The organism is Muribaculum intestinale, from assembly GCF_002201515.1.
Lineage (GTDB): Bacteria > Bacteroidota > Bacteroidia > Bacteroidales > Muribaculaceae > Muribaculum > Muribaculum intestinale.
In genome coordinates, this window is the sequence record NZ_CP021421.1 from 2,972,274 (window position 1) to 2,993,220 (window position 20,947).

Annotated in this window: 17 protein-coding genes and 1 pseudogene; all 18 read right to left on the reverse strand. The window is 44.8% G+C overall.

Going from position 1 to position 20,947, the window contains the following annotated elements:
* Window positions 1–24: 24 nt before the first annotated feature.
* The 18 genes and pseudogenes from ADH68_RS12290 to mnmE all read right to left on the reverse strand — a co-directional run bounded on the left by ADH68_RS12290 (window position 25) and on the right by mnmE (window position 20,936).
* Window positions 25–2,169, reverse strand: a complete 2,145-nt coding sequence (locus ADH68_RS12290; protein ID WP_084273997.1) for an SIR2 family NAD-dependent protein deacylase — start codon at window positions 2,167–2,169, stop codon at window positions 25–27.
* Between the two features lie 15 nt (window positions 2,170–2,184).
* Window positions 2,185–4,428, reverse strand: coding sequence for an LlaJI family restriction endonuclease (locus ADH68_RS12295; protein ID WP_068960580.1), 2,244 nt, complete (start codon window positions 4,426–4,428; stop codon window positions 2,185–2,187).
* The gene (locus ADH68_RS12300; protein WP_068960579.1) at window positions 4,425–5,777 is read right to left on the reverse strand and encodes a hypothetical protein; all 1,353 of its coding nucleotides are present in this window, start codon (window positions 5,775–5,777) and stop codon (window positions 4,425–4,427) included. Before ADH68_RS12300 ends, ADH68_RS12295 begins: the two co-directional genes overlap by 4 nt.
* A gap of 38 nt (window positions 5,778–5,815) precedes the next feature.
* The gene (locus ADH68_RS12305) at window positions 5,816–6,916 is read right to left on the reverse strand and encodes an ISAs1 family transposase (RefSeq protein ID WP_068960103.1); all 1,101 of its coding nucleotides are present in this window, start codon (window positions 6,914–6,916) and stop codon (window positions 5,816–5,818) included.
* A 93-nt stretch (window positions 6,917–7,009) separates the two neighbouring features.
* Complete coding sequence (locus tag ADH68_RS12310) at window positions 7,010–7,891, reverse strand: 5-methylcytosine-specific restriction endonuclease subunit McrB (protein WP_068960578.1); 882 nt, start codon at window positions 7,889–7,891, stop codon at window positions 7,010–7,012.
* A complete protein-coding gene (locus ADH68_RS12315; RefSeq protein WP_068960577.1) occupies window positions 7,888–9,390 on the reverse strand; it encodes a DNA cytosine methyltransferase in 1,503 nt (500 codons plus the stop codon). The genes ADH68_RS12310 and ADH68_RS12315 overlap by 4 nt, the downstream gene beginning before the upstream one ends.
* On the reverse strand, window positions 9,387–10,595 hold the full coding sequence (locus ADH68_RS12320) for a DNA cytosine methyltransferase (protein ID WP_068960576.1): 1,209 nt from the start codon (window positions 10,593–10,595) through the stop codon (window positions 9,387–9,389). Before ADH68_RS12320 ends, ADH68_RS12315 begins: the two co-directional genes overlap by 4 nt.
* Before the next feature lie 225 nt (window positions 10,596–10,820).
* Window positions 10,821–11,330 (reverse strand): very short patch repair endonuclease, encoded by a 510-nt coding sequence (locus ADH68_RS12325; protein ID WP_068960575.1) that lies wholly within the window; start codon window positions 11,328–11,330, stop codon window positions 10,821–10,823.
* On the reverse strand, window positions 11,323–11,658 hold the full coding sequence (locus ADH68_RS12330; RefSeq protein WP_068960574.1) for a hypothetical protein: 336 nt from the start codon (window positions 11,656–11,658) through the stop codon (window positions 11,323–11,325). The genes ADH68_RS12325 and ADH68_RS12330 overlap by 8 nt, the downstream gene beginning before the upstream one ends.
* Before the next feature lie 192 nt (window positions 11,659–11,850).
* On the reverse strand, window positions 11,851–13,608 hold the full coding sequence (locus tag ADH68_RS12335) for a relaxase/mobilization nuclease domain-containing protein (protein ID WP_068960573.1): 1,758 nt from the start codon (window positions 13,606–13,608) through the stop codon (window positions 11,851–11,853).
* The gene (gene mobC, locus ADH68_RS12340; RefSeq protein WP_068960572.1) at window positions 13,605–13,976 is read right to left on the reverse strand and encodes a plasmid mobilization relaxosome protein MobC; all 372 of its coding nucleotides are present in this window, start codon (window positions 13,974–13,976) and stop codon (window positions 13,605–13,607) included. Before mobC ends, ADH68_RS12335 begins: the two co-directional genes overlap by 4 nt.
* Before the next feature lie 313 nt (window positions 13,977–14,289).
* Window positions 14,290–15,555, reverse strand: a complete 1,266-nt coding sequence (locus ADH68_RS12345; protein WP_068960571.1) for a DUF3987 domain-containing protein — start codon at window positions 15,553–15,555, stop codon at window positions 14,290–14,292.
* A 128-nt stretch (window positions 15,556–15,683) separates the two neighbouring features.
* Window positions 15,684–16,046: a helix-turn-helix domain-containing protein gene (locus ADH68_RS12350; RefSeq protein WP_068960570.1), complete on the reverse strand. Its 363-nt coding sequence runs from the start codon at window positions 16,044–16,046 to the stop codon at window positions 15,684–15,686.
* Between the two features lie 100 nt (window positions 16,047–16,146).
* A complete protein-coding gene (locus tag ADH68_RS12355) occupies window positions 16,147–16,836 on the reverse strand; it encodes a hypothetical protein (protein ID WP_068960569.1) in 690 nt (229 codons plus the stop codon).
* 244 nt (window positions 16,837–17,080) lie between these two features.
* Window positions 17,081–18,190: a tyrosine-type recombinase/integrase gene (locus tag ADH68_RS12360; RefSeq protein ID WP_068960568.1), complete on the reverse strand. Its 1,110-nt coding sequence runs from the start codon at window positions 18,188–18,190 to the stop codon at window positions 17,081–17,083.
* Between the two features lie 100 nt (window positions 18,191–18,290).
* Window positions 18,291–18,860: a helix-turn-helix domain-containing protein gene (locus tag ADH68_RS12365; protein WP_232321484.1), complete on the reverse strand. Its 570-nt coding sequence runs from the start codon at window positions 18,858–18,860 to the stop codon at window positions 18,291–18,293.
* Window positions 18,861–19,262, reverse strand: a pseudogene (locus ADH68_RS14305) (helix-turn-helix domain-containing protein); the annotation flags it as partial.
* Between the two features lie 180 nt (window positions 19,263–19,442).
* A complete protein-coding gene (mnmE, locus tag ADH68_RS12370) occupies window positions 19,443–20,936 on the reverse strand; it encodes a tRNA uridine-5-carboxymethylaminomethyl(34) synthesis GTPase MnmE (protein ID WP_068960566.1) in 1,494 nt (497 codons plus the stop codon).
* Window positions 20,937–20,947: the final 11 nt, after the last annotated feature.

Below are 20,947 nucleotides of genomic sequence, written 5' to 3' on the forward strand. Positions count from 1 at the left end.
CCCATCCGTTGGGTATAAAGATAATTACGGTGAAATTAGGATAGTTCTCACTAATTTTTTTGAGAATTCGCAGACTTTAGACGCTAACACACGGGCATCTTGCTGAGCGTCATTGCATTTAATCCATCTATTCTTATCATTGGGCGATGGAATATCCAGAGGGGTGGAATAAGCGTTCTCAAACCCAGGATATGGTTGGATATAATCGTTATACCTTGGATTGCATGATTGGTTTAGTTTCAAAAGAAAGCGATGAAGCCGTTCGGAATAAGATATAGGACAAATCACGCCTAAATATATTGGGTAATTGTGCCCTTCTCCAAGAATCCTCTCTAAAGGTTGCCCCAAAGAGAGACCTCTCATGGGATTGGAGTCTTCCAAAAGTGATTCACCCATCTTGTCGACGAACAATAATTTTGGCTCTGACAATCTTTTCCCACTCCAAATTTCTCTTTTTGTGAGGGTGAATTTTGGTTCTACGCTTTCAGGATCATATATCCCTCCGAATGCACTGTTATTGCCAAGAGTGAAGTTGCATTCATTAGAAATATTAGAAATTCCGATTGGGATATTCCAACTTAATCGATTTCCACCAAATATCATATTTTCCCAATTGGAAATTTTCGAATCAAACTCTTTATTTCTTAAACCATCTATGTATTTGCGAACAATGTTTTGCTTTTGAACTTTGTCATAGTTGTCTTCTCTAATAAAATAAATCGTGGGGGAAAATGATGTGAGTAAAAATACATCTCCTTCTTTATGGAAAAGATTGACTCTTACCCCTTCAAAGCCCTTACCCGCAAACCTACGTTTACTATCCCAAATAATTCGCTTGCTATATGAGGGCTGCAAGTTTGGCTTCAATGAAGTTATCCCGAATATAACAGCCTTGGTCAAGAGATTTTTTAAGATGCTATTGGAAAGTGGGAAAGCGGGCATTTGAACTTGTTCAATAGTATCAGGTGACGATATTTTGAACGAGTCCGTTAATTGAGACAATGTTCCTAAGGCATATAATTGATTTCCACTAGGTGTGCAAACGATGTGATAATTTTGTAAAATTTCTTTCAGATTGTTTAATACCTCTGCATCGAGCCGAGTTGTATCTATTTGATAATAGAACTTTGGAATTTGGAGTGGATAGAGATTGAATTTGAGCTTGGAGTTAAACAGGGTTCCCGTATTCAGAAGAACTGGAGAAACCGTGGTCCCCAACGAAATCGTCTGATTTTTAATATTCTCGATGATGGTGCGTTTATCTAAATCATCATAGAAGCAGTTCTCCATTATCGAAAGCATCACTTCATCAAAACCTGCTGACGGAACAAAAAAAGCATCTCTTTTATTATTGCGAGCTTCTATTATCAAATCCCTTACTGATTCTGGAATATAGTTGCCATATCCAATCCAAAACAATTTTCCACTTCCTGGTTGAGAAAATGCGTTCTTTAATGCAGACATCAATGATTTATCACGGCCGCTATATCCCAATACTACTAAAGTATTGGTTGAAAGATGAGATTGTAGACACTTTTGAAAACTCTCTACTTGGTTATCGAGTTCTCTTGATGAGTTTTTTAAACTAGAAAACTTATAATCCCCATGCAATGCAACATATAGAAGGTCGGCAGAAGTAGGTCTAGAATATATAAGATCTGCCGTGTCTATGTTTATATTTACACACGAGACATCAACCTTGTGGGCTGCTCTTTCAACTAGGCCGTCAAAATTGGTGCTCCAGATGGAGGATACCCTTCCAAAACGAAAAAGTTCGATTAGAAGTTTATATCCTATTGCAGGTTTGGCATTTCTTGATAATTGAGCGAAGTATTCTCTTCTGTCTGATTCTAACGGATATGCTATCTCTACATAGCGTTCATACTCGGAGGAATCTCCCAATGGAGGAAATTCACCAGTACTGTCTAACCAACGTTGAATTGTGTTTTGAACTGATTCTTGACGAACATCAAAAATAGGGGCAATTACCTTGTTGCGAGAGGAATATATGGCCTTTTTCCAATCCCATATACACTGCTGCGCAGAAGGTAATCCCGAGGATATTGAGCATCCAGCACCAAGCAGAAAAGCATGCTTTCCGCTCAATGTCAACTTAAATGATCTCAAAAATGCGTCAAATGGCAAATATAATTCATTGTCGTTTTCCATACAAACTGCATTGTGTTATGGGACAATCAAGTCCGAAAGATTACTGTATTGCGCATCGTATCGTTCCTCTTTTACGTCGAATGGCTTACGTTGGCAGTCAAGAGCCGAGGAGTCCAATTCGTTATGAGTATCAATATCCAATAGCGCATAGAGATAGACTATCTCTGTGTCTGGAATGGGCTTTTTTATGTTGGTAGTAGATAGGAAGAAGTCTTCCGGAATTCTGTCTTTGGGAACAAAACGCACTGATTCTCGAAGTACAAAGAGATGTTGACCGGTTTGGTGTCGTTTATGAAATAGAACAGAGCCAATATTAGTGGCATTTGCCAAAATATCCATTCCATCGGGTGTGTATTTAATTGGCACCGCAACTTTCCCTAATTCCATAAATTTGAGTGATCGAGAATCGTAATTCTCCATCATAACCATAATCACGCCACGCTTCTTGATTCCAGTAAATGATACGTTTATAGTGGCTACCGGAGGTGGCAATAGTGGACGTGGGTCGGTACCAAGGTCGCATTCAATCACGGTGAATGACTCGCTGAGTTGGGCGAGAAGCTTTGCATTTTCCGCCTCAAATTCCGGCAGGTTGCGCAGGGCAAGTGCTATGATTCCCTTGTCTTCATATGGGGCGAATACTTTGCCAAGAATGTCGCGGAAATGGGTCTCAATATATTCGCGGCTGTCAACTCCGGATTTGGCACGCATGGCATAGAAGTCATAGCGGTGGCTGAGTTCCTTGCGGATTTTGTCGCGGAAGATATTGCGAACCTTAATTTGCCATTGCTTTTTCTTGAAAACATTATTACGAGCATAGAGCGATACGACGTAAAGGAAGTTTACATCGTAGTGAGTGATAAGCAATGTGTCTCGGTCGAATAGGCGATTCTTGTACTGCTGCGAAACGCGCGTGTCGGGCTTATGCTTGGTCACCTCGATGGGTGTCTCGTTGTAGTCGAGGCTTTCCGGAATAGTCGCAGATATGAAAAAGTTGGGAAGCACGTTGTAACCCTCCGTCAATTCGTCACGCAGACATATGTCTGACTCATTCTGGTCGGGATTGGCGTCCTCGCCAAACCAAAGGTTGAGATTCCATTGAATTACATTCCGGGCGTAGGTGTATTGCTTAGCCACCGACTCCGGGCCTATCCGGTTCTTTTGCTTGTAGTATTTCGAGTCGCCGATATAGAATGTTTGCTTGCCTGGTTCAACCGTAGTCAGCGAATCCCATAGGAATATATGGTCAACCTCTTTGCCGTCTTCCTGCTTTTTGTTAAGCTTGTCTGGGAACTTGTTGTCGCCGATAAGGTCGTCAATGATGGCCTCGAATACGATGTTGAAATTCTTGGCAAGCAGAAACTCGTTGAACTGAGCATTTATCTTGACCTGTCGCGACTGGTCAAAGAATGCAAAGCACAATTCCCAAAGCTGAAGAGCCTTGTCAGAAAAGTACTTGTATTTTATCTGCCTTAGACGGCGCACCCCGAAGCCGGGATCTACGGTGCCGTCCTCCCGCTTGTGGGCGAGATAACGCTCAAACCGCTTTCCGGTGATAAGCTCATAGTTCACGTTCCACTGAATCGGGAATCCGTATCCCTCATGGATATGGTTGAGGATGGAATAGAAGATTACGAGCAGTTCTTCGTCAAAGTTAATTTGCCGTTTCTTCGTCAAGGGGTCAATATAAATCGGTTCGTTATTCTGGACAATAACCTGACTCTTGGTGATTGTCTGTGACCAGTTTATCTTGTTGAAACCGCGGCGGTTGTTCTTGACAATGAACATGAACCAATCGCGGTTTTGGCGGTTGAACTCGATAAGCGAGAGGATGATGTCGAGGAATGTGTTGCTTGTGCGCCGCTTCCCTTTGCCGATTTTGATGGCATTCTGCTGGCGGATGATTGTTCGATCTTTGTTGAGTCTGATGCAGTTGTCGCGATAGACGGCTATGGCACGATAAATCCAAACCGACAGTCCATAGATGAACTGCCGCTGGCCTTGTGTCAGCTTGTTAGACGATTCTGTGAGTTCTATAATGTCCTCCGGCCTCAAACCCTCGACGCCAAAGACGTTGTCGTGCTGGTCGATTACAACCTTGGGAAGAATGAACACCGGTGTACCCTTGGTAGCATAGTAATAGTAGCCCACGTAGTTCACGGAGGCAACACCGTCTACAACGTCGAGTTCGTCAACGTTGGGAAATAGCTCCTTTATGCGTTCAAACGGGTACGGATGTCCTTCTACAAGCAGTTTCATTCACTGATTTGCTCAAAACTAATGCCGAAAACTGCGGCAAATTCTTGTATTTTTTCAAGTCGTTGTTTTCCCCACTGGGTAGAAACAACAAACTTTACATTATCTCCATTGGTGACAATAGGAAGATTTTCAAAGAAACGGCGGTCACGCTTGCTATCATTGATATGATCTTCTTTCCATTTATCAAGTGATTCAGTAGGTAGGAAAATAGCTTTACCTCTGATTATTTTACCGGCATCAACCATTTTTTGAAAAGTCATTCCAGGTTGATTTGCGATTGCTTTACTCATTTCAAGAAAAGCCTCGCCGATACCATAGTTACCTTTGCCGTTAACGGAGTACTTCAATCGTTTTCCACTTGTAGAACTTTCATCATCCTCGTTGTCATATTCCTCAACGGCAGATTCAAAAGGGACGTTAAACGATTCTGCAAGTTCCTTTACCTGCGGAATAGATTCTTTATGCCATTGATTGCTCACAACGAAGGCCTGTCCATCCTCCATGACGATTGGTATTTTATTCCACCGATTCTCCTTTATATATGTTTCAGGATTATCAATGGCCTTGACAACATCATCCCGATCTGCGAAGATGGTTCCGACAGTTTGTTTAATCGCATCAAATGTCATACGTTTCGCGGCCTCATTTAAAATTTCAAACACCGCTTGCGTTATTGTCAGCATCTTACGGCCATTAACGGTCAAGCCATATATCTGATCTAAGGCATCTTCCTCATTAACCATAATCGGTTTAAGACCAAGGTTGATAAGGAAGCGTTCCACGCGGCTCTCGTCTGGATCTCCTTCCTCATTGAAGTAGGAGGCGAAAGTCATTGTTTCACCGTTCTCATCCTTGAAGAAGGGTTCGTCGAAACCGAAGTCTTTGAACACATCGGTGTATAGATAGAAGATGACCTTCGATAGGAAACGCTTGGCAGTAATTGTGCCGTCGGCGGTTTTGGCGAAGAAGTAGCCGAGTTTCTTATCCTCCTGCTGAATTTCACCGCCTTCAATATGCTCGTTGATGGCAGTGACAAACTGCCACCAGTCGTAGCGGTTACCGTTGCTGAACTGTATGCCATAGCCTTGTTCTGAGTGGTCTTTGATTTTGATATATTCCCAATCCCAACGGCGTTTGAAAGCCGAGTCAATCGGGAAGAGCGACTGGTCGGATGTGTTCATCGTCGCCCAGATATAGAGATTGTTGGGCAACAGAAGTTTCTCGCCGCGCTTCACCATACCCACCACATCGTGACCGCCCTCATACATGGTGTTGATTTGGTCTGCCTTAGCGATGTTGAGTTTTGCAAGCACAGCTTTCAATTCCTGGGCGAGGTCTTTGTCGGCCACTATGGGATAATCAGAAAATCAGGGCTGGCGCATGAGATTTAACTATCCTTAAAGACTTTGTACAGATATTCAGTGCTCCACATACATTTTTTGCGTCTTCGTTTAAGGCTGAGTTTATCGTTCTGCTTTTTAAGCATTTCCAATGCATACTTGCGCATCGCTGAAAAATTGACAGCGCCATTCTTGGCGCGTACGCGGCACATATCTTCCCGAAACGTCACGTCGAGATGCCAGTGCAGTTTGTTCTCGATACCCCAGTGCGCACGAATACGCATCGCATAGTAAGAAGCCTCATCTTTCTCCACGCTGCTGAGATAGTAGATTGTTTCACGCGAGCGGGCACCGTTCTCAGTACGCTCACGCTCCATCTTTATGATACGTTTAAGACCGGGCCACTTCTCGTACATTCCCTCCTGTTCCAAAAGTGTCGTATCCATAATTGAACAGGTTCTCTTCTCAACTCTTCCGTGCCCCTTTTCCTCGGTTGTGTATACCGATAATGGAGTAGTCCTACTAAAGATACTTTCCGTCAAGCTCTTGAGTATCGGCTGATTGTCTTTAAGCGCCATCAGATAGTCGCCGCCCTGGAGCATGATCTGTTCTGCGATATTACGGTGGGTCCCCATTGCGTCGACTGAAACCAATGCCCCTGTAAGCCATAAAGAGGACAATACGGACGGCAGAACCGTAAGTTCGTTGGTCTTGCCATCCACCGGCTTTTCGGCAACGCAGATTTCTGTTTCAGATACCCACGCATTGAGGATATACAGTCCGTGGCATCCGGGACTCCTGGGATTTTCACCCCGCAGTTTCTTACCGTCAATGATGACCTGATTGCCGCACAGGGATTCGATTATGTGGCCTCGGCAGCAATCAAGACTTGCCCGGAGCTGAGCGGGATTGACAGACTCTACAACACGAAGTATCGTGTCACCACACGGGACGCCGTTGCTAAGCTTCAGCAATCCGGCGGCCTTGAATTCTTCCTCTCGGTCTGTAACCATATCCGATATGTCGTCACAGTCCTCACAATCACACAACACGCCGATGAGTGCCATTCGGAGCACATCCTCGAGCTCATGTTTAACCTTGCCCAAGTCACGCGGGTCTTTTACTTTGCTGAAAATTTCTATTTGCATACCTCTAATATATCCATTTTCAGCAATATATGCAATATCTGAAAGTTTATTTCACATAATCAGGTGAATTTTTGACTGAATTTGAGTTAAATCTCATGCGCCAGCCCTGTCAGAAAATCCCGATCCATTGCGGTCAAGCAGCTGGAAGATGTCGCCGAATATCTGCGCGCAGTTGCCACGGTTTATCTCTTCTATGACGAGGAACACCGGCTGAGGCTCCTCCTTGGTCTGCTCCTCCCACGCCTTGATGTAGGCTTGGAGAAACGCTTGGAAAACATAGTGGTAGACAATGCGGTCTTCCTCGATGATTTTGCCTTGAATGTCGCGTATGGGCTGGCCTTGGATGCCATAGATGGGCACCTTTATGGTTATGGGCTTATACGACCCCACAAACGACGCATAGTCAGTGTCGGGATGGAATGTCGTGCGAAAAGTGGGATATTTTGCACTTGCCTTGTTTATTTTGTGTGACTTACCAGTGCCCGGTGCTCCAAAGTAGATTACTTGCAGGGGAAGGTCTTTTAATGGGGTATCTATTTGCGGAGCATCTAATTCTTCCGGTTCTGAAGTAATCATCACAGCGGCTGGAGATACTTGTACCTGTTCAGCGTTATAGAATGTCACTGCAAATTTGACGTTCTCTCCTTCTCCAACACGTTCGAGGCACACGACATCTCCTTCTTCGACTTCAAAAGCCTTGAATAGCGGACCTAGTCCAGGAATGCGCTTTTCTTTGTTGGAATTGGCGAAGAATACGAAACGGTAATCGTACTCCTGCTGAGGAATCATAGGATTTTTCTTTGAAACAGTTGGAGCTGTGAAATTAACCTCAATGACACTGCCATTCTCAATATGGGTGTTATTGAAGAATTTCTCATAATCGAAATCGTTCGGCATACGGATGTAGACCTCATGGGTCTTTGTCTGCCCGACTTCCGCTTGAGTAAGTTTCTTGTAGAATCGTGAAGTGCTCATTTGAGGTATGGTTTAATTGCAGTGGCTATTTGTTTGGCCATAAGAGGCGGAACAGCATTGCCGACTTGCATGTAAGTTTTCAAATATGCTCCCATGAAGAGATAGTCATCCGGGAAAGACTGTATCCTTGCTGCTTCTCGCGGTGTAATCGTGCGAACTTGGAATGGGTGTATATGTGATAGACAATCCATTCTTAAATGTGCGGTAATGGTGCGACACGGCTTATCAGCTATAAGTTTGTAGTACTTGTCTTTGAAACAGTGATTGCGATGCGAGTAAGGCATTATATCCTTAATCTTTTCATCTGTGGCATCATCGCCTTGTTCAAGACGTTCAAATATCTGATAATTAGTGTCTGAAGCATACCGAGCCTTGTGGTTGAATACAAAAGGAATGGTACGTCCGCAGTTAATCTCAGTGAGATATTCATTGTCTGTGCCCGTGTACTCATTAATATCAATCTTTTTGCCTGTTGCTTCATCATCAACATTTGTCAGTCCCTTTATTCGCGGAGACTCCAGTGGACGGATAAATTCTAATGCTTCTCGAAGAGCGTGGAATCTATCAGTCATTGAAGATTCTATGGTTTTGTATATACTTGCCGGAGTTATATTGAAATGCTCCGCTATATCACTACGAATGGCAATGTAAATGAGGCGTTCACGACTTTGAGCCACACCAAAGTTCTGAGAATTCAATAGCTGATAGTCGGCAATGTAATGAACCTCCTCTCCTTTCACATTTACTCTGATGTTGTTGTAATCCGAAATGACTTGGTCTGCCACTTTCAGCATGCCGCGCACATTCTCCATTACCACAAACTTAGGCGCGAATTTAGTCACTGCCTCAATAAAATACTTGTAAAGGAGATTGCGTGGATCATCGATCACCTTATGGTGCTGATTGGCAGAACTGAATCCCTGACATGGAGGACCACCGACTACTATATCGACATCTTCAGGTATGGAGAAATCATCTAAAACTTGACGGATGTCCCCCATAATCACCCTTTCTGATGAAAGCTCAGGATGGTTGTATTTATAAGTTTCGCAACATACATCTTGAATGTCATTGGCAAGAACGACCTGATATCCAGCTTCAATAAAACCTAAGCTTAGGCCCCCAGCTCCGCAAAAAAGGTCAACGATAGTCGGCTTATCCGATTTCTTGGACTGCAATTTCTTTCGCGCGGCGTTGTGGATTTTCTGTATAACAATTTGCGCATCATTATCAGACAATGCGAACGCTGTGCAGTTAATGAGTTTCGCAAAGGCATCCTTGCCGACTGTTTTTGCCAATAGTTTTATATCGGCTTCGGTAGAAATAAAACCTATATTACGCCATTCTGAAATAACGGAGTTGTTAATCTGCACTTGCGGTAAAGAGAGACGTTCTTTCTGAACGTAGCACTCTATGAGCCGGATGTATAATCTGACTTTCTCAACAAAAAACTCCTTATCAGTCTTTGTTTTAACCGAGGATATTGGAATGTTTATCATTTCTTTCCGAGGAGTTTCTTTAATGATTTAGCTACTTTATATGCAAAAAGCGGGGGCACAGCATTGCCAATCTGCTTAAACTGCTGTGTCATAGCCCCAAAGAATCTAAAATCATCCGGGAAAGACTGTAGCCTTGCGGCTTCTCTTACTGAGATTGAACGTCCTTGTGAAAAATCCGGATGAATAAACTGATTGCCGTCTTTACAAAGATGAGCTATTATTGTTCTTGCAGGGACATCCCAAAACTGAACAACATAGCTGTTCCCAAAAACGCGCTGTTTCGCGTGTTGAAGGTCTGGTCGTTGACGAAGAAGTTCTTCAAAAGTCCAATGGTTGCGAGCCATTTCCTGATACCTTTCTGTATCGGTAGGATTCTGAGTCCTGCACACATGGTCATAAAGCAGATTCTCATCGTTTTTAACCCAAGAAATAAACTCATTGTTCGTAGAATATGAAAACGGTATTGACTTTGACTTATGCCCTTGGGGTATCGAGGGCAAATCGCCTATGGCTTCTTTTACAGAGATGAATTTCTTAAGTTTCTTCTTGTCTCCCTCGGTAGCATCGGGGAGATAATGGGTTTTCTTAAGACTGTCATACAACTCATCGGGAGTTATACTCAAGTCTTTTCTTACGCCCATGATGATTATTCTCCTCCGCACTTGGGGCACACCATATTCAGCCATGTTGAACTCCAATCTGCTTGGTTCAACAAGATTGTAGTGTTTGCCAAGTTCGGCAAACACTTTATCAATGATGGGCTCATTGTTCACGTTTGCTGAAAGTATTCCGGTAACATTCTCAAATACGAAGAATTTGGGAAGGAATTCATTCAGTATTTTCACATAGTGCTCAAAAAGGAAATTCCTTGGATCCTTTTTCATCCCATTGTAATCTCTCGCACGTCCGGCGGAAGAATATGCTTGACATGGAGGACCGCCTATTATAAGGTCGACAGTTGCATCGCCAACGGCTTCCTTTAATTGAGACATGACATCATCATTCGTAATATCTTGATGAATGACAGATTTTGTAATATCATTTTCGGAATAGCCGTAATAACGCATCCGTTCTTTCAGGGTCTCACAGCAGAATTTATCTATTTCCACGTGGGCAAGAGCCGTGTATCCGAGTTTGTAGAATCCCTCAGATAAGCCACCGCAACCAGCGAATAAGTCGATGAAGGTGTAGTTCGGTCTCGCCATCTTCAAAAACAAGGAACCTCCGTGTAGGCAGACAGGCGACCAAGCCTTTTATACGACTACACGGAAGTCCTCTAATATGTTGAATATAAGTTGTTACTTACATTGATTGGTCTATTTGTCTGCGCAAGCGCGTATTAGATTGCAAAGTTACGAAATTTTTCTGATACTTTGGCTATCCTCGGCAAAGATAGTGACAGACATGGGCAAGATTTAGACTCATCTAGCTTAAATTTTCTTATCGCTGTATGGTGTGCTTGGTTCTGCGGCTATTGAAGCACTACTGGGCGTGGATTCATAAGCGCTTGGCTTACGTTCAGTTCTGACTATTGCATGATATAGCCGTTCAAGAGTTTCCTCCCGTTTTGCTTTTGTCTTGATGTCGCACTCCCATACGCGTATCACTTTCCATCCGGCGAGGCGGAGATCGACACTGTTTGCATAGTCGCGAGCTATGTTCATGGCTATTTTGTGCCGCCAGAAGTCAACGTTGGTTTTAGGCAACTGGTAATATTTGCAACCCTCATGACCATGCCAGAAGCAACCGTCGATGAAAACAACCGTCTTGTATTTCTTCAGCACAATGTCAGGCGACCCAGGTAGCTTGCGGTTGTTGACACGATAGCGCAGACCTCGGGAGAAAAGATACTTCCGCACAATCATTTCCGGTTTAGTATTCTTTCCCTTGATAGCCGCCATACAACGGCTGCGCTGCTCCGGTGTCATCACATCAGCCATTATTCCTTACGACAAATTGAATTTCATTTGTCTGAACGAAGTATGGATTTTTGGAGAAGTTGATGAATAGTCTTTTATTCCAGATTTCCTCCCATAAAAGTTGGCTGACAATAATTTCATCAAAGTATGAAATTTTGACACCTCCACGATACTCGGTGTCTTTCTCTTTTTTAATTCTATCCTCTTGATTCGCTTTGTCAAAGATGTATGAACAAATACCTTTGAATGAAAAGAATTCATTCTCACGCATATATTCTCGGATAATTTCAGAAATCTCCTCTTCCGAATAGTTCATCTGAAGCTCTTCACTTGAATATTTTACAATCATATTGGATGTTTTATTGTATGAAATCAAAATTACAAATAAAATTCCAGCTACACAAGAGGCTGACCGCTAAAACGGTAACTCTATACGGGCAAAAGTAAGATTTGTCGGTGTAGAATTGGTTTGGGTTCAAAGTTCTATGGTCGGGATGTCTATTTGTTGATTAAGCAGTGCGTACCACGGAAATAAGTTGTACTACATTGTGAGTTGTGTGCCGGATTGTTGGTTGTCGATGTGGTCGTAGCGGGATTGCTTGCCGACTTCCCATTCGCGGTTGGCGGAGTTGGGGGATGAGGTGTCGCGGGGCATGAGACGGGTGAGGACGGTGCTTTGATGCGAGGTGAAGGCTTTGGATTGTTCCGGGTTGTAATCGGATTGGCGCGGAGGGAGAGAGAGGCTTCCGGATGATTTGGCGGTCAGCTCCTTGATGCGGTTGGTCAGCTCGGTAGCGTTTTCATGGGTTATGCGCAGGATTGCGAGTTGACGAAGATAACCGTTTGCGGCTTCGCCTTGTAGTTTTGCATGGCAGTGCAATTCATCGGCTGTCATCGGATATGTCGCCGAGAACCCATCAGTAGAGACTACGCGGATTGCTCTACCGCCCTCGCGCATCTTGATAATGTTGACGCTTCCTATTCTTGAACTGATGGCGCTTACCGGATATTTCTGCAATACGGATTCAAATATCTCGGTTGAAAACATGGTGGCGGCAATACGTATAGCCACATCTTCCCTTTCACTTTCGGGCGAATTGAAGTACCATGCCGATTGACGTGGTGACATCTTGCGAGTATGCTCTGAGCCGTCGAACAAACGTATTGTCATTTCGCCGTCCACGCCGGATTTCCTAACCTCCATTGCAAACAGGTCGCGGTAAATATCAAGCGGACTCGCATTGCGCTCCTGTTTCTGCGCGAAGTCAATCAGTTCAGACAACTTCATCACCTTACTGCCGTCAAAGGCTATCTTCCGGTTATGGTCAACTATGCCGTAGCTACGGATTTCACCATTGCGGTCCTTCTGGAAATGAATGTCTATACCGAATTTGGTTTTGAGAATGTCGAGCATATCCGACAGATGCCGTTGTTCTTCCTGCGATAGCGTCTTGCCGTTTGAAGCCTTGATTTTACGGATGTCGGGGTTGACTTTACGGCGCACGTATTTTTTCTTCTGACCTTTGTGACCCTTGACATTTTCGACATTTTGAACTTTTCCATCAACTATTTCAGCCTTGTATTTCCTGATAATCGCACGGAGTTGTTTAGCACGTTCCTTCCGGGTGTCGTTTTCTTGCGAAATATGCCTCTCTATCTCAGATAATGAGATTGTTGCAGCCTTGACACCTCCGCGAAAGAGCACATATCTATCCTCCACTCGCTCAAATTTATATCCATGTGAGCGGATTATATTGGCGAACTGCCCCTCAGTGAGATAGCCATAAGAGAACATCCGCTGAATGTCTCGCTTGATGTCCGACGATAGAATACGGTTGGCGGCAGCATTGAGTCGTGCATAGTCGTGATGGTCGGGTATCGGGAAGCCGTTCGGCTGTATGCGCGTGGAGAGTATATGCACGTGATGGTTGTCAGTGTCGTGGTGGTAGTACACAAAATACGGCTGTCTGCCATATCCGGCTTCCGCCATGAGTTGACGGGCAAAGTTGGTCAGCTCCTCGGCCGACATCGCCTGACCCTTTACAGAGGCGGCGATGTGGAACTGAAAGCGCGTGGTCTTGGTGTTGCCGTATGTCCTCGACCGCTCCTTGAGATATTTCTCAATCTCTCCGGCGCAGTCAAATCCGGCCTCATGCAACAGTTCCACCTTATGACGCATGGCACCATCGACATTCTCCATCACCATTAGCCGCGCCATGCCCTCGGCAACTTTACGTTCATTATATCCGGCACCGGGGAAGCCACCGCCGGATACCATGCCAAGTTTCTTGACTATCATAACCGCTCTTTGATTTGGTTAAGATGCTCCCAAATGGCTGAGAGATCATTTCGGAAGAAAACGAATGGTTGGATATCCGATACGGACAATCCGTAGGGAGACACTTTCATGCGCTCGTTAATCTGATGGGCGGTCTGATTGACATTTGTCCCGATTTTCTTCAGATGGCGCAGAATAGCGGTCAGTAACGCTGTTATCTCGGAATTGGCTGATGGTGACGTAAACTCTCTCTCATATTGCAGAGTGGCACAACGGATACAAGCACTTATGTTACCGTTGAAATGGCTGTTTGCTTTGGCACGGATTGCTCTGGCGGTCGCTTCATCCACGCGAAGCCGTATTATGATGTTCTTATTATTTGATGACATGATGTTATTATGCTTTGATGCTCTGATACGTTGATGTTATGATGATATTATGTTTTGAAGTCATAATGCCATCAAGACTGTATGTCTTGATGATTGTATCTCTTGATTTCATGGTCACATGATATTTTCATCCTTACAAAAGACTGCGAGTTTCGAGCGGGATTGACCCAACTCTGCGAGGTGGCAGGATTGCCGTTGTGGGAACAATCGGCATATCTTGCACAGCAAGATTTATACACCTAAGAAGTCTGACAGACTCGTTCTCACACCCCACTTGAATGGCCTCGTGAAAAATGTCAAAGTGTCGAAAATTTCAAGGGTCACATGACATTTTCGTGTAGCGTCCATGCTCCTCTTTTCTGAAAAGGGCAGAGTTTTTCAGGAACCGTTTTACCGTGGATTCAGACATCCCGAGTGACCGTCCGAGGTCGATGGCATCCGATGTCCGGAAGTCGTAAGGCAAAGCGTTCAACAATTCTAATTGCCGTTTGTCAAGATTGCCGGATAATGACACACGGATTACACGGTTTTCCATCTCACGGAAATACTCGACCAACTCAATAGCCGCCTCCGCGCTTTCGGTATCTATCATTGTTGCCGACTCTCCGGCGCAGATATTCTTCATTATCCGGATTATTAGACAGAAGCGTATGAGATAGGTCTCGAGTTTTCCGCACACGGCTTTCTCCGCTTCCGATTCGGTGGCAGAGTATATCGCGTTGTTAACATTATCTTTCCATTCGCACAGTCTCCTATGGGCTTCATGGGAGAAAGTCAATTCTGTTGGCTGTTCTTTTCCCTTGAAGTCAAAAGTAACGACTTTGCGGATTATCTGCTCCCATTTCTCCATGATTCCATCAGGCATACGGTCAGTGCCCCATGTAGGCATATCGATAATGTCGGGATAGACTTTCAGAAAGCGGGATGAAAAGCCATTGACAACACGCTCACCGCCGAATTGCTTTGCGAGACGTCCCGGTTGGGTACTGCCGATTATGGAGCAATACGGGTTCGGCAGAAATATATGCTCATCAGCAGATTTTCGGATATACTTGAATGGTGTGCCGCTGAACGCGCTGAGAAAATAGCTCTCATCCGAACTGTTGTAACGGTTGAAGTTGGCGAACAGGCTTTCAAGTTCATCGCTGTAAAGGATCACGCCCTGCGGATTGTCGCGCATGGCACCGATCAACGCCTCGATGGTCGCATCGACAACCACATGACACCTGCGCCTCGGTCGCTCCATATCCTCCGGCAAAGACAGTGCTGTACGTTCTTTCTGAGATTTGGACTCCCATTTCTTGTAGGCTTTGAGTTTAACGCAATACTCCCGGTCATACTCATGGTCGAGGTTGAGCAGAGGCGACAGGGCAAGCCTGAGCGGAGGAGTCTTGCCGCAACTCGGATAACCGACAAGTGCCACATACATAATATGTCGCTCAACCCATGTCGCCGAAAAGCGCACCGTCCAGCGGTTACCCATTGCAGCAGCGAAAGTAGTGAACATGGACGCAGATATGAAATTGACGTTGAAATGCTCATACTCAACCAACGCCTCCACGATATTACGTATAGTCATAGGAAACACGCTTAGAGGGAAAGAGGGTACTACCTTTTGCAGTTTGCTTTGAGGGATAACAGGCTCATCCTCATGCAACCCACAAGCCGGACGCAGTGGCATCCTGCGGTTTTGATAATAAGAAGCCATCACCATCCGGATTTGGGTTTGCGGCGCATGGTTGATTTCATCTCGGCAAGAATCTCGCCTGATGATTTGGAACCATCGCAGGCGTGCTGTTCCTGCCAAGCGATAAGTTCCGAAGGGCGGAATTCCAGCATCTTGCCTACTTTGTAGTGAGGCAGTATGCCATCGCGCACCATGTGATACACCGTCGATTTCTTACGTCGGAGAATCTTGCAAGCCTCGTCGATGCCAACAAGACGGTTGTCATGCTCGGACGGTTTCATGCCGATTGCCTCTTTCACGAGGGATTTCAGTCCCTCGATCTCATTAATCAGACTGCCTACCAGATGCGGGAGCGAGTCAAATGAAGGAATTGTATTTTCCATATTTTACGTTTTAGAATTTGTCGCAAAATTATGGGTATCGGCAATGGTGAACCGGTGAGGGAAACGGTTATTTTGCTGATTGGCAGAGTTTCACCGAAATTTAACAGATACTGAGTTTCTTGGCGAGAGGAAAAGGTGCCAGAGGCAGACGTGGCTCGACTTTAGGGAGAGTGAATGCACCCTCATCCGAAGAAAGTTTTTTGGCGATGGTACTTATCTCGACATCAGCGAGTTGCCACGGAAATTGTGATTTCAGAAATTCGGCCATCATGGTATTGGGTATTTTAAGCCGTTTGGCGATATTCCATCCGAAATGATACACGTCATGTGTGCGAAATTTTGAGATGCGGCGATTTACTGAGATTTGCGTTGTCGGCTCTCCGAGAATAAAGGCTTTCAGATTATTGTCAAGAGACATCAGTTCCTCATTGGCCAATACTCCGGCAAATGTTCCCAGAGTATAGGCTATCACTTCCTGCGCTTTGGGAGTGTCGAGCGGTGACACTCCCTCGGCTAAATTAATTACCGTTCCTTCTAATTGTTCGACTGCTTTATCCTTTCTGCGCTTGAATGATATAACACCCAATGGCTCACGTACAAGAGGGATGATAAAGAATTGTATGCCATACTCTACGGAAAGATAACATAGTGTGAACATAAGAAAAGTGGTGATTGAGGCGTTTACGGAAGTCGCCAGGGATGCTTCTTCCGATGAGAAACCTACAGATACAGCCTTACCCGCGATGCAGACAAGGGCTATTGTACGGATTGAATTCAAATGTGTATTCATGTGGATAAAATCTATTGTTTTATCCTGCAAAAGTATAATATGCCGATTGCTAAATACGAAATTTTGGACACAAATTTTATCCTGTAATGTCCTTTTTTAACAGTCGTATTGCTAACATGAACTAAAATGGAATAATATGGAAACCAATGGTTTATTATCGGGTAACTGTGTCACCGGATATAAGTCACAAGATGAGTAAACAGCAACCGTGGTCCACACTGAACCACGGTTGCCATTGATGATTTTATGTAAGTTTTATGCGACCAACTGTGTCGCGTTTGGTGGAGTCAACCAATCGGGCGTAAATTTGCGTCGTGGTCACGTTGGCATGATCGAGCATCTTGCTTACCGTATATATGTCAGTCCCGGCAGCGAGTTGGAGAGTGGCGAACGTATCTCGGAAACGGTGGAATGTTATACGTTTTGTGATACCCGCCGCTTTCAGCCATTTCTTCAGCGGTTCCTGCGTCATAGAGCGGTTGAATCCCTTGAAGACAATCCCCTTGTCCCGTTCGCCGCACAATGCCAGCATCTCCGGACTGAGAGGGTGGATTGATTCTTTCTGCGTCTTCTGAATACGGATGAACATAGCCATCTCTCCATCGGCATCCGGACGTATATCCTCCCACCGCAATTTGAGTATGTCGCTTATTCGCAATCCTGTCAGTATAGAGAACAGTGAGGCCGCTTTCAGTATAGGCTTCTCGCAGGGTGTGGCGGCAAGCAACTTCACTTCATCAGCCGTGAGAAAATTTTTCTTGACCTCCTCATATTCGATATCCTCAATGAAGTCGTTGAGATTTTCTTTAAGCAACCGTTCTTTGTATGCCTCTTTCAGCAGAGCGCGGAATGTTGACCAATATCCGGCGGCAGAATTGCGTGTGATGGTCAGTTTAGGGTGACGGAGCTGTTTGGCTGTCAGCAGATATTCACGGAATTTGTTGCACAACTCTATGGTGACATCGCCGAATGAGCATTTCCCCTTTACGAATCTCTCGAAGTGACGATAGACGATGAGCCACTTGTCATAATGCTTTTTCGCTTTCTCCTCAAAATACAGCAGAAAGTCGGCTTTCGGCTGTTCGCGGTCGAGGAAACCGAACTCATTGTTAATGACCGCCTCCTGACGGCGGCAGCGTATTATCTCGGCACGCATCAGTATCGAGTCGTTGTATTCACGCTGATATTTGTTGCGCGGATTTGCGAATATGTAGAATCCCAGGTACTCACGACGCGACATCTTCATTGTTCTTGGATTGCGTATCGCCGGGTAGTAGTCGAGGTACAGCGACAGGCGGTCGTTCTTTATCGGACGCTGGCGCAGGCTGACTTTGGAACAGGTTGATGGTAACATGGTTGTATTTCTTGTTTGTTGATTAATCGTTATACAAAACTATATAAAAGACTGATGGTGAAATGGTGATGATAGAATCACCTGTACCGCTCACCGATTTTTAACCAATCTTCGGTGGGGCGAACAGAGCATTGAGAGCCTTGCGGTCGATTCTCACATACCTGCCCTCATAACTTCTTGGAATGTCATGTGTCCGGACGTAATGGGAAATCTGGTCACGGGTCATGTTATACCGCGCCATCGCTTCCGGCATGGTGTAGTATTCCGGCTCCAACTCAGACTCAATTCCCATCGCCTTGTCAAACTGACGGCGCGAATAGAAAACCTTACATTTATCCTTACGCTTGCCAATCTTCCGCTCCGACACGAAACGATAGACAGCCTCTTTCGACATATTGAACTTGGCGCACACTTCTTCTACGGAATACCATTCTTCTGCTACCGTCTCAGTTGGCTGTTTATCGGCAAGAGCCTTGTCGATGTGTTTCCGACTCCAGAGTGTTTTGCCACGGACAACTGTTTTCGGAATGTTCCGCTCCTTTGCCATCTTGAAAAGCCACGAATTGCTTATGCCAAACTTTTCAAGAATCTCCTTGGTCGTATAAAACTCCTCAATGGGTTCAGCCACCATCTTCTCCCTCTTGATATATTCAGGAGGGTTCTCAAACATCTTGTCAATGCTTGCTCGGCTGATGAGAGTCTTACCTTTCAGGCGTATGCATGGTATGAGATTTGCTTCCAGATGATAATAGATAGTTCTAACACAAAGGCCTAGTAAAGCTGCACACTGACGTGGCGTCATATACTCATTATTACCCGACTGTTTAACTTTCTCAGTTTCCACTGCTTTTTCGTTGCATCGAGCAACATGTTCTTTACGTTTTTCCGCTTTATAAGCATGTTCGCTACATCGCTTACAACAGTACTTGGTGGAGCATTTGCGAGCAATGAACTCTTTACCGCACCAACCACAGATTTTTGAGATTTCGATTGTACTACTCATAGTTATTTCTGTTAAAACGGTTACTTTTTTGTGCAAGCGCGTGCAACTGTGTGCAAGCGTGTGCAACATCCTCCACTACCTCGGATGAGGTAGGTGGTGAACCCCGGAAACGGTACAATCGCGGTACAGGAAATCGCTAAAATCGACCAAAATGCACAAAAATCGGCAATTTTGACCAATAAAAAACGCCCCTGAAAAGAGGCGTTTCGTGTTATTTGCTAGCTAATTATGTGATTTTCAAGCGTTTATCTATTTTCCGATGCAGAACCGGGAAAATATTGAGGATAGAATCTGTGGTGTGGAAATAGTGCCGGTTATTTCGCCAAGAGATGTAAGGGTCTGTCGAAGATCCTGTGCGACAAATTCAGGAGGGATATTTGTATTTAGCCCGTCGATTACTCGGGATATTGAGTCGAGAGCATTTATTAATGACTGGTAGTGGCGGGCATTAGTAACTATTATATCGGAATTATTCAACATGTCAGTTGCGGCACATTTCATCAATACATCTTCAATGTCGCATCCTTCTCCTGTTTTGGCACTATAATGCGCATGATGCAATTCCATGCCGTTAATTTTGCAGAAATCCTTAATTCGTTGTTCGATTTCATCGGAGTTATATCGGTTTTGGCTTTGTTTGCCATTGGAATTCGTCTTGTTTTCTGGAATTTCAGATGACTCCTCCGTTGTAATGGCCGGTTGATTATTGTTTATATCGGTCTTATTCCATAGGAGCAGCAGGGTAGGATAGGGTTGCGAGGCGTTGTTCCGGTCGGATAATGTATCTTCTATTCGATGCCATGCCTCGCTAAGTGTCTCGGGGCGTGTTGAGTCTGCCACAAGGATTATTATAGAAGCATTACGAATGCGCTGAATAGAGCGGTTTATTCCCATTGCTTCGATAGTGTCGCTGGTATCGCGCAATCCGGCAGTATCTATGAAGCGGAATATCACTCCTCCTATTTCAGTCGTGTCTTCGATTGTATCGCGGGTCGTACCATGAATATCGCTTACAATTGCTCTATCATCATGGAGCAGGCGATTGAGCAGGGTTGATTTCCCAACGTTTGTAGCACCGACGATGGCGGTAGGTATTCCAGTGCGGAACGCTTGTCCACGATGAAATGTTCCGGCAAGGGTATTTACGGTATCTTTGACGGCTATAGCGATTTGCATCAGACGCTCCCTTGATGCAAATTCCACTTCTTGATCCGAGAAATCGAGTTCGAGTTCAAGCAATGAAGCCAAATCAAGCAGACTTTCTCTTAGATGTTCTATACGTTGTGAGAAGTCACCTTTCATTTGGCTTACAGCAAGTCGATGGGACGCTCTTGAAGTTGATGCGATAACGTCGGCAACTGCTTCTGCTTCAGCCAGGTCTATTTGCCCGGATGTAAAAGCGCGACGAGTGAATTCGCCGGCTTCAGCCATTCGGCAGCCGTTGGCAAGCAGCGCATTAAGCAATTCTCTTTGGATGTAAAGCGAGCCGTGTATAGAGAATTCCACAGTATCTTCTCCTGTAAAAGAACGTGGGCCTCTGAATATTGTTGCAACACCTTGGTCGAGTTTTTCGCCGTTGCTGTCGGTTATCCATCCAAGATGGGCTGTATGGCTGTCACATTGTTTAAGAGATTTACCAAGCCAAAGTCTATCGGCAATGTCGATGGCTTCCGGGCCGCTGATTCTTACTACTGCAATACCTCCTACACCTCCTGGGGTAGAAATTGCACATATCGTTGACATCTCGGTATTTT

Bases quoted from the DNA above. Each gene is read 5' to 3' on its own strand.
- ADH68_RS12295 (WP_068960580.1), bottom strand. From the start codon at position 4,428: ATGAAACTGCTTGTAGAAGGACATCCGTACCCGTTTGAACGCATAAAG.
- ADH68_RS12355 (WP_068960569.1), bottom strand. From the start codon at position 16,836: ATGAATACACATTTGAATTCAATCCGTACAATAGCCCTTGTCTGCATC.
- ADH68_RS12365 (WP_232321484.1), bottom strand. From the start codon at position 18,860: ATGTTTGAGAACCCTCCTGAATATATCAAGAGGGAGAAGATGGTGGCT.
- ADH68_RS12310 (WP_068960578.1), bottom strand. From the start codon at position 7,891: ATGAGCACTTCACGATTCTACAAGAAACTTACTCAAGCGGAAGTCGGG.
- ADH68_RS12335 (WP_068960573.1), bottom strand. From the start codon at position 13,608: ATGATAGTCAAGAAACTTGGCATGGTATCCGGCGGTGGCTTCCCCGGT.
- ADH68_RS12290 (WP_084273997.1), bottom strand. From the start codon at position 2,169: ATGGAAAACGACAATGAATTATATTTGCCATTTGACGCATTTTTGAGA.
- mnmE (WP_068960566.1), bottom strand. From the start codon at position 20,936: ATGTCAACGATATGTGCAATTTCTACCCCAGGAGGTGTAGGAGGTATT.
- ADH68_RS12345 (WP_068960571.1), bottom strand. From the start codon at position 15,555: ATGACTATACGTAATATCGTGGAGGCGTTGGTTGAGTATGAGCATTTC.
- mobC (WP_068960572.1), bottom strand. From the start codon at position 13,976: ATGTCATCAAATAATAAGAACATCATAATACGGCTTCGCGTGGATGAA.
- ADH68_RS12305 (WP_068960103.1), bottom strand. From the start codon at position 6,916: ATGCAAATAGAAATTTTCAGCAAAGTAAAAGACCCGCGTGACTTGGGC.
- ADH68_RS12325 (WP_068960575.1), bottom strand. From the start codon at position 11,330: ATGGCTGATGTGATGACACCGGAGCAGCGCAGCCGTTGTATGGCGGCT.
- ADH68_RS12330 (WP_068960574.1), bottom strand. From the start codon at position 11,658: ATGATTGTAAAATATTCAAGTGAAGAGCTTCAGATGAACTATTCGGAA.
- ADH68_RS12320 (WP_068960576.1), bottom strand. From the start codon at position 10,595: ATGGCGAGACCGAACTACACCTTCATCGACTTATTCGCTGGTTGCGGT.
- ADH68_RS12315 (WP_068960577.1), bottom strand. From the start codon at position 9,390: ATGATAAACATTCCAATATCCTCGGTTAAAACAAAGACTGATAAGGAG.
- ADH68_RS12350 (WP_068960570.1), bottom strand. From the start codon at position 16,046: ATGGAAAATACAATTCCTTCATTTGACTCGCTCCCGCATCTGGTAGGC.
- ADH68_RS12360 (WP_068960568.1), bottom strand. From the start codon at position 18,190: ATGTTACCATCAACCTGTTCCAAAGTCAGCCTGCGCCAGCGTCCGATA.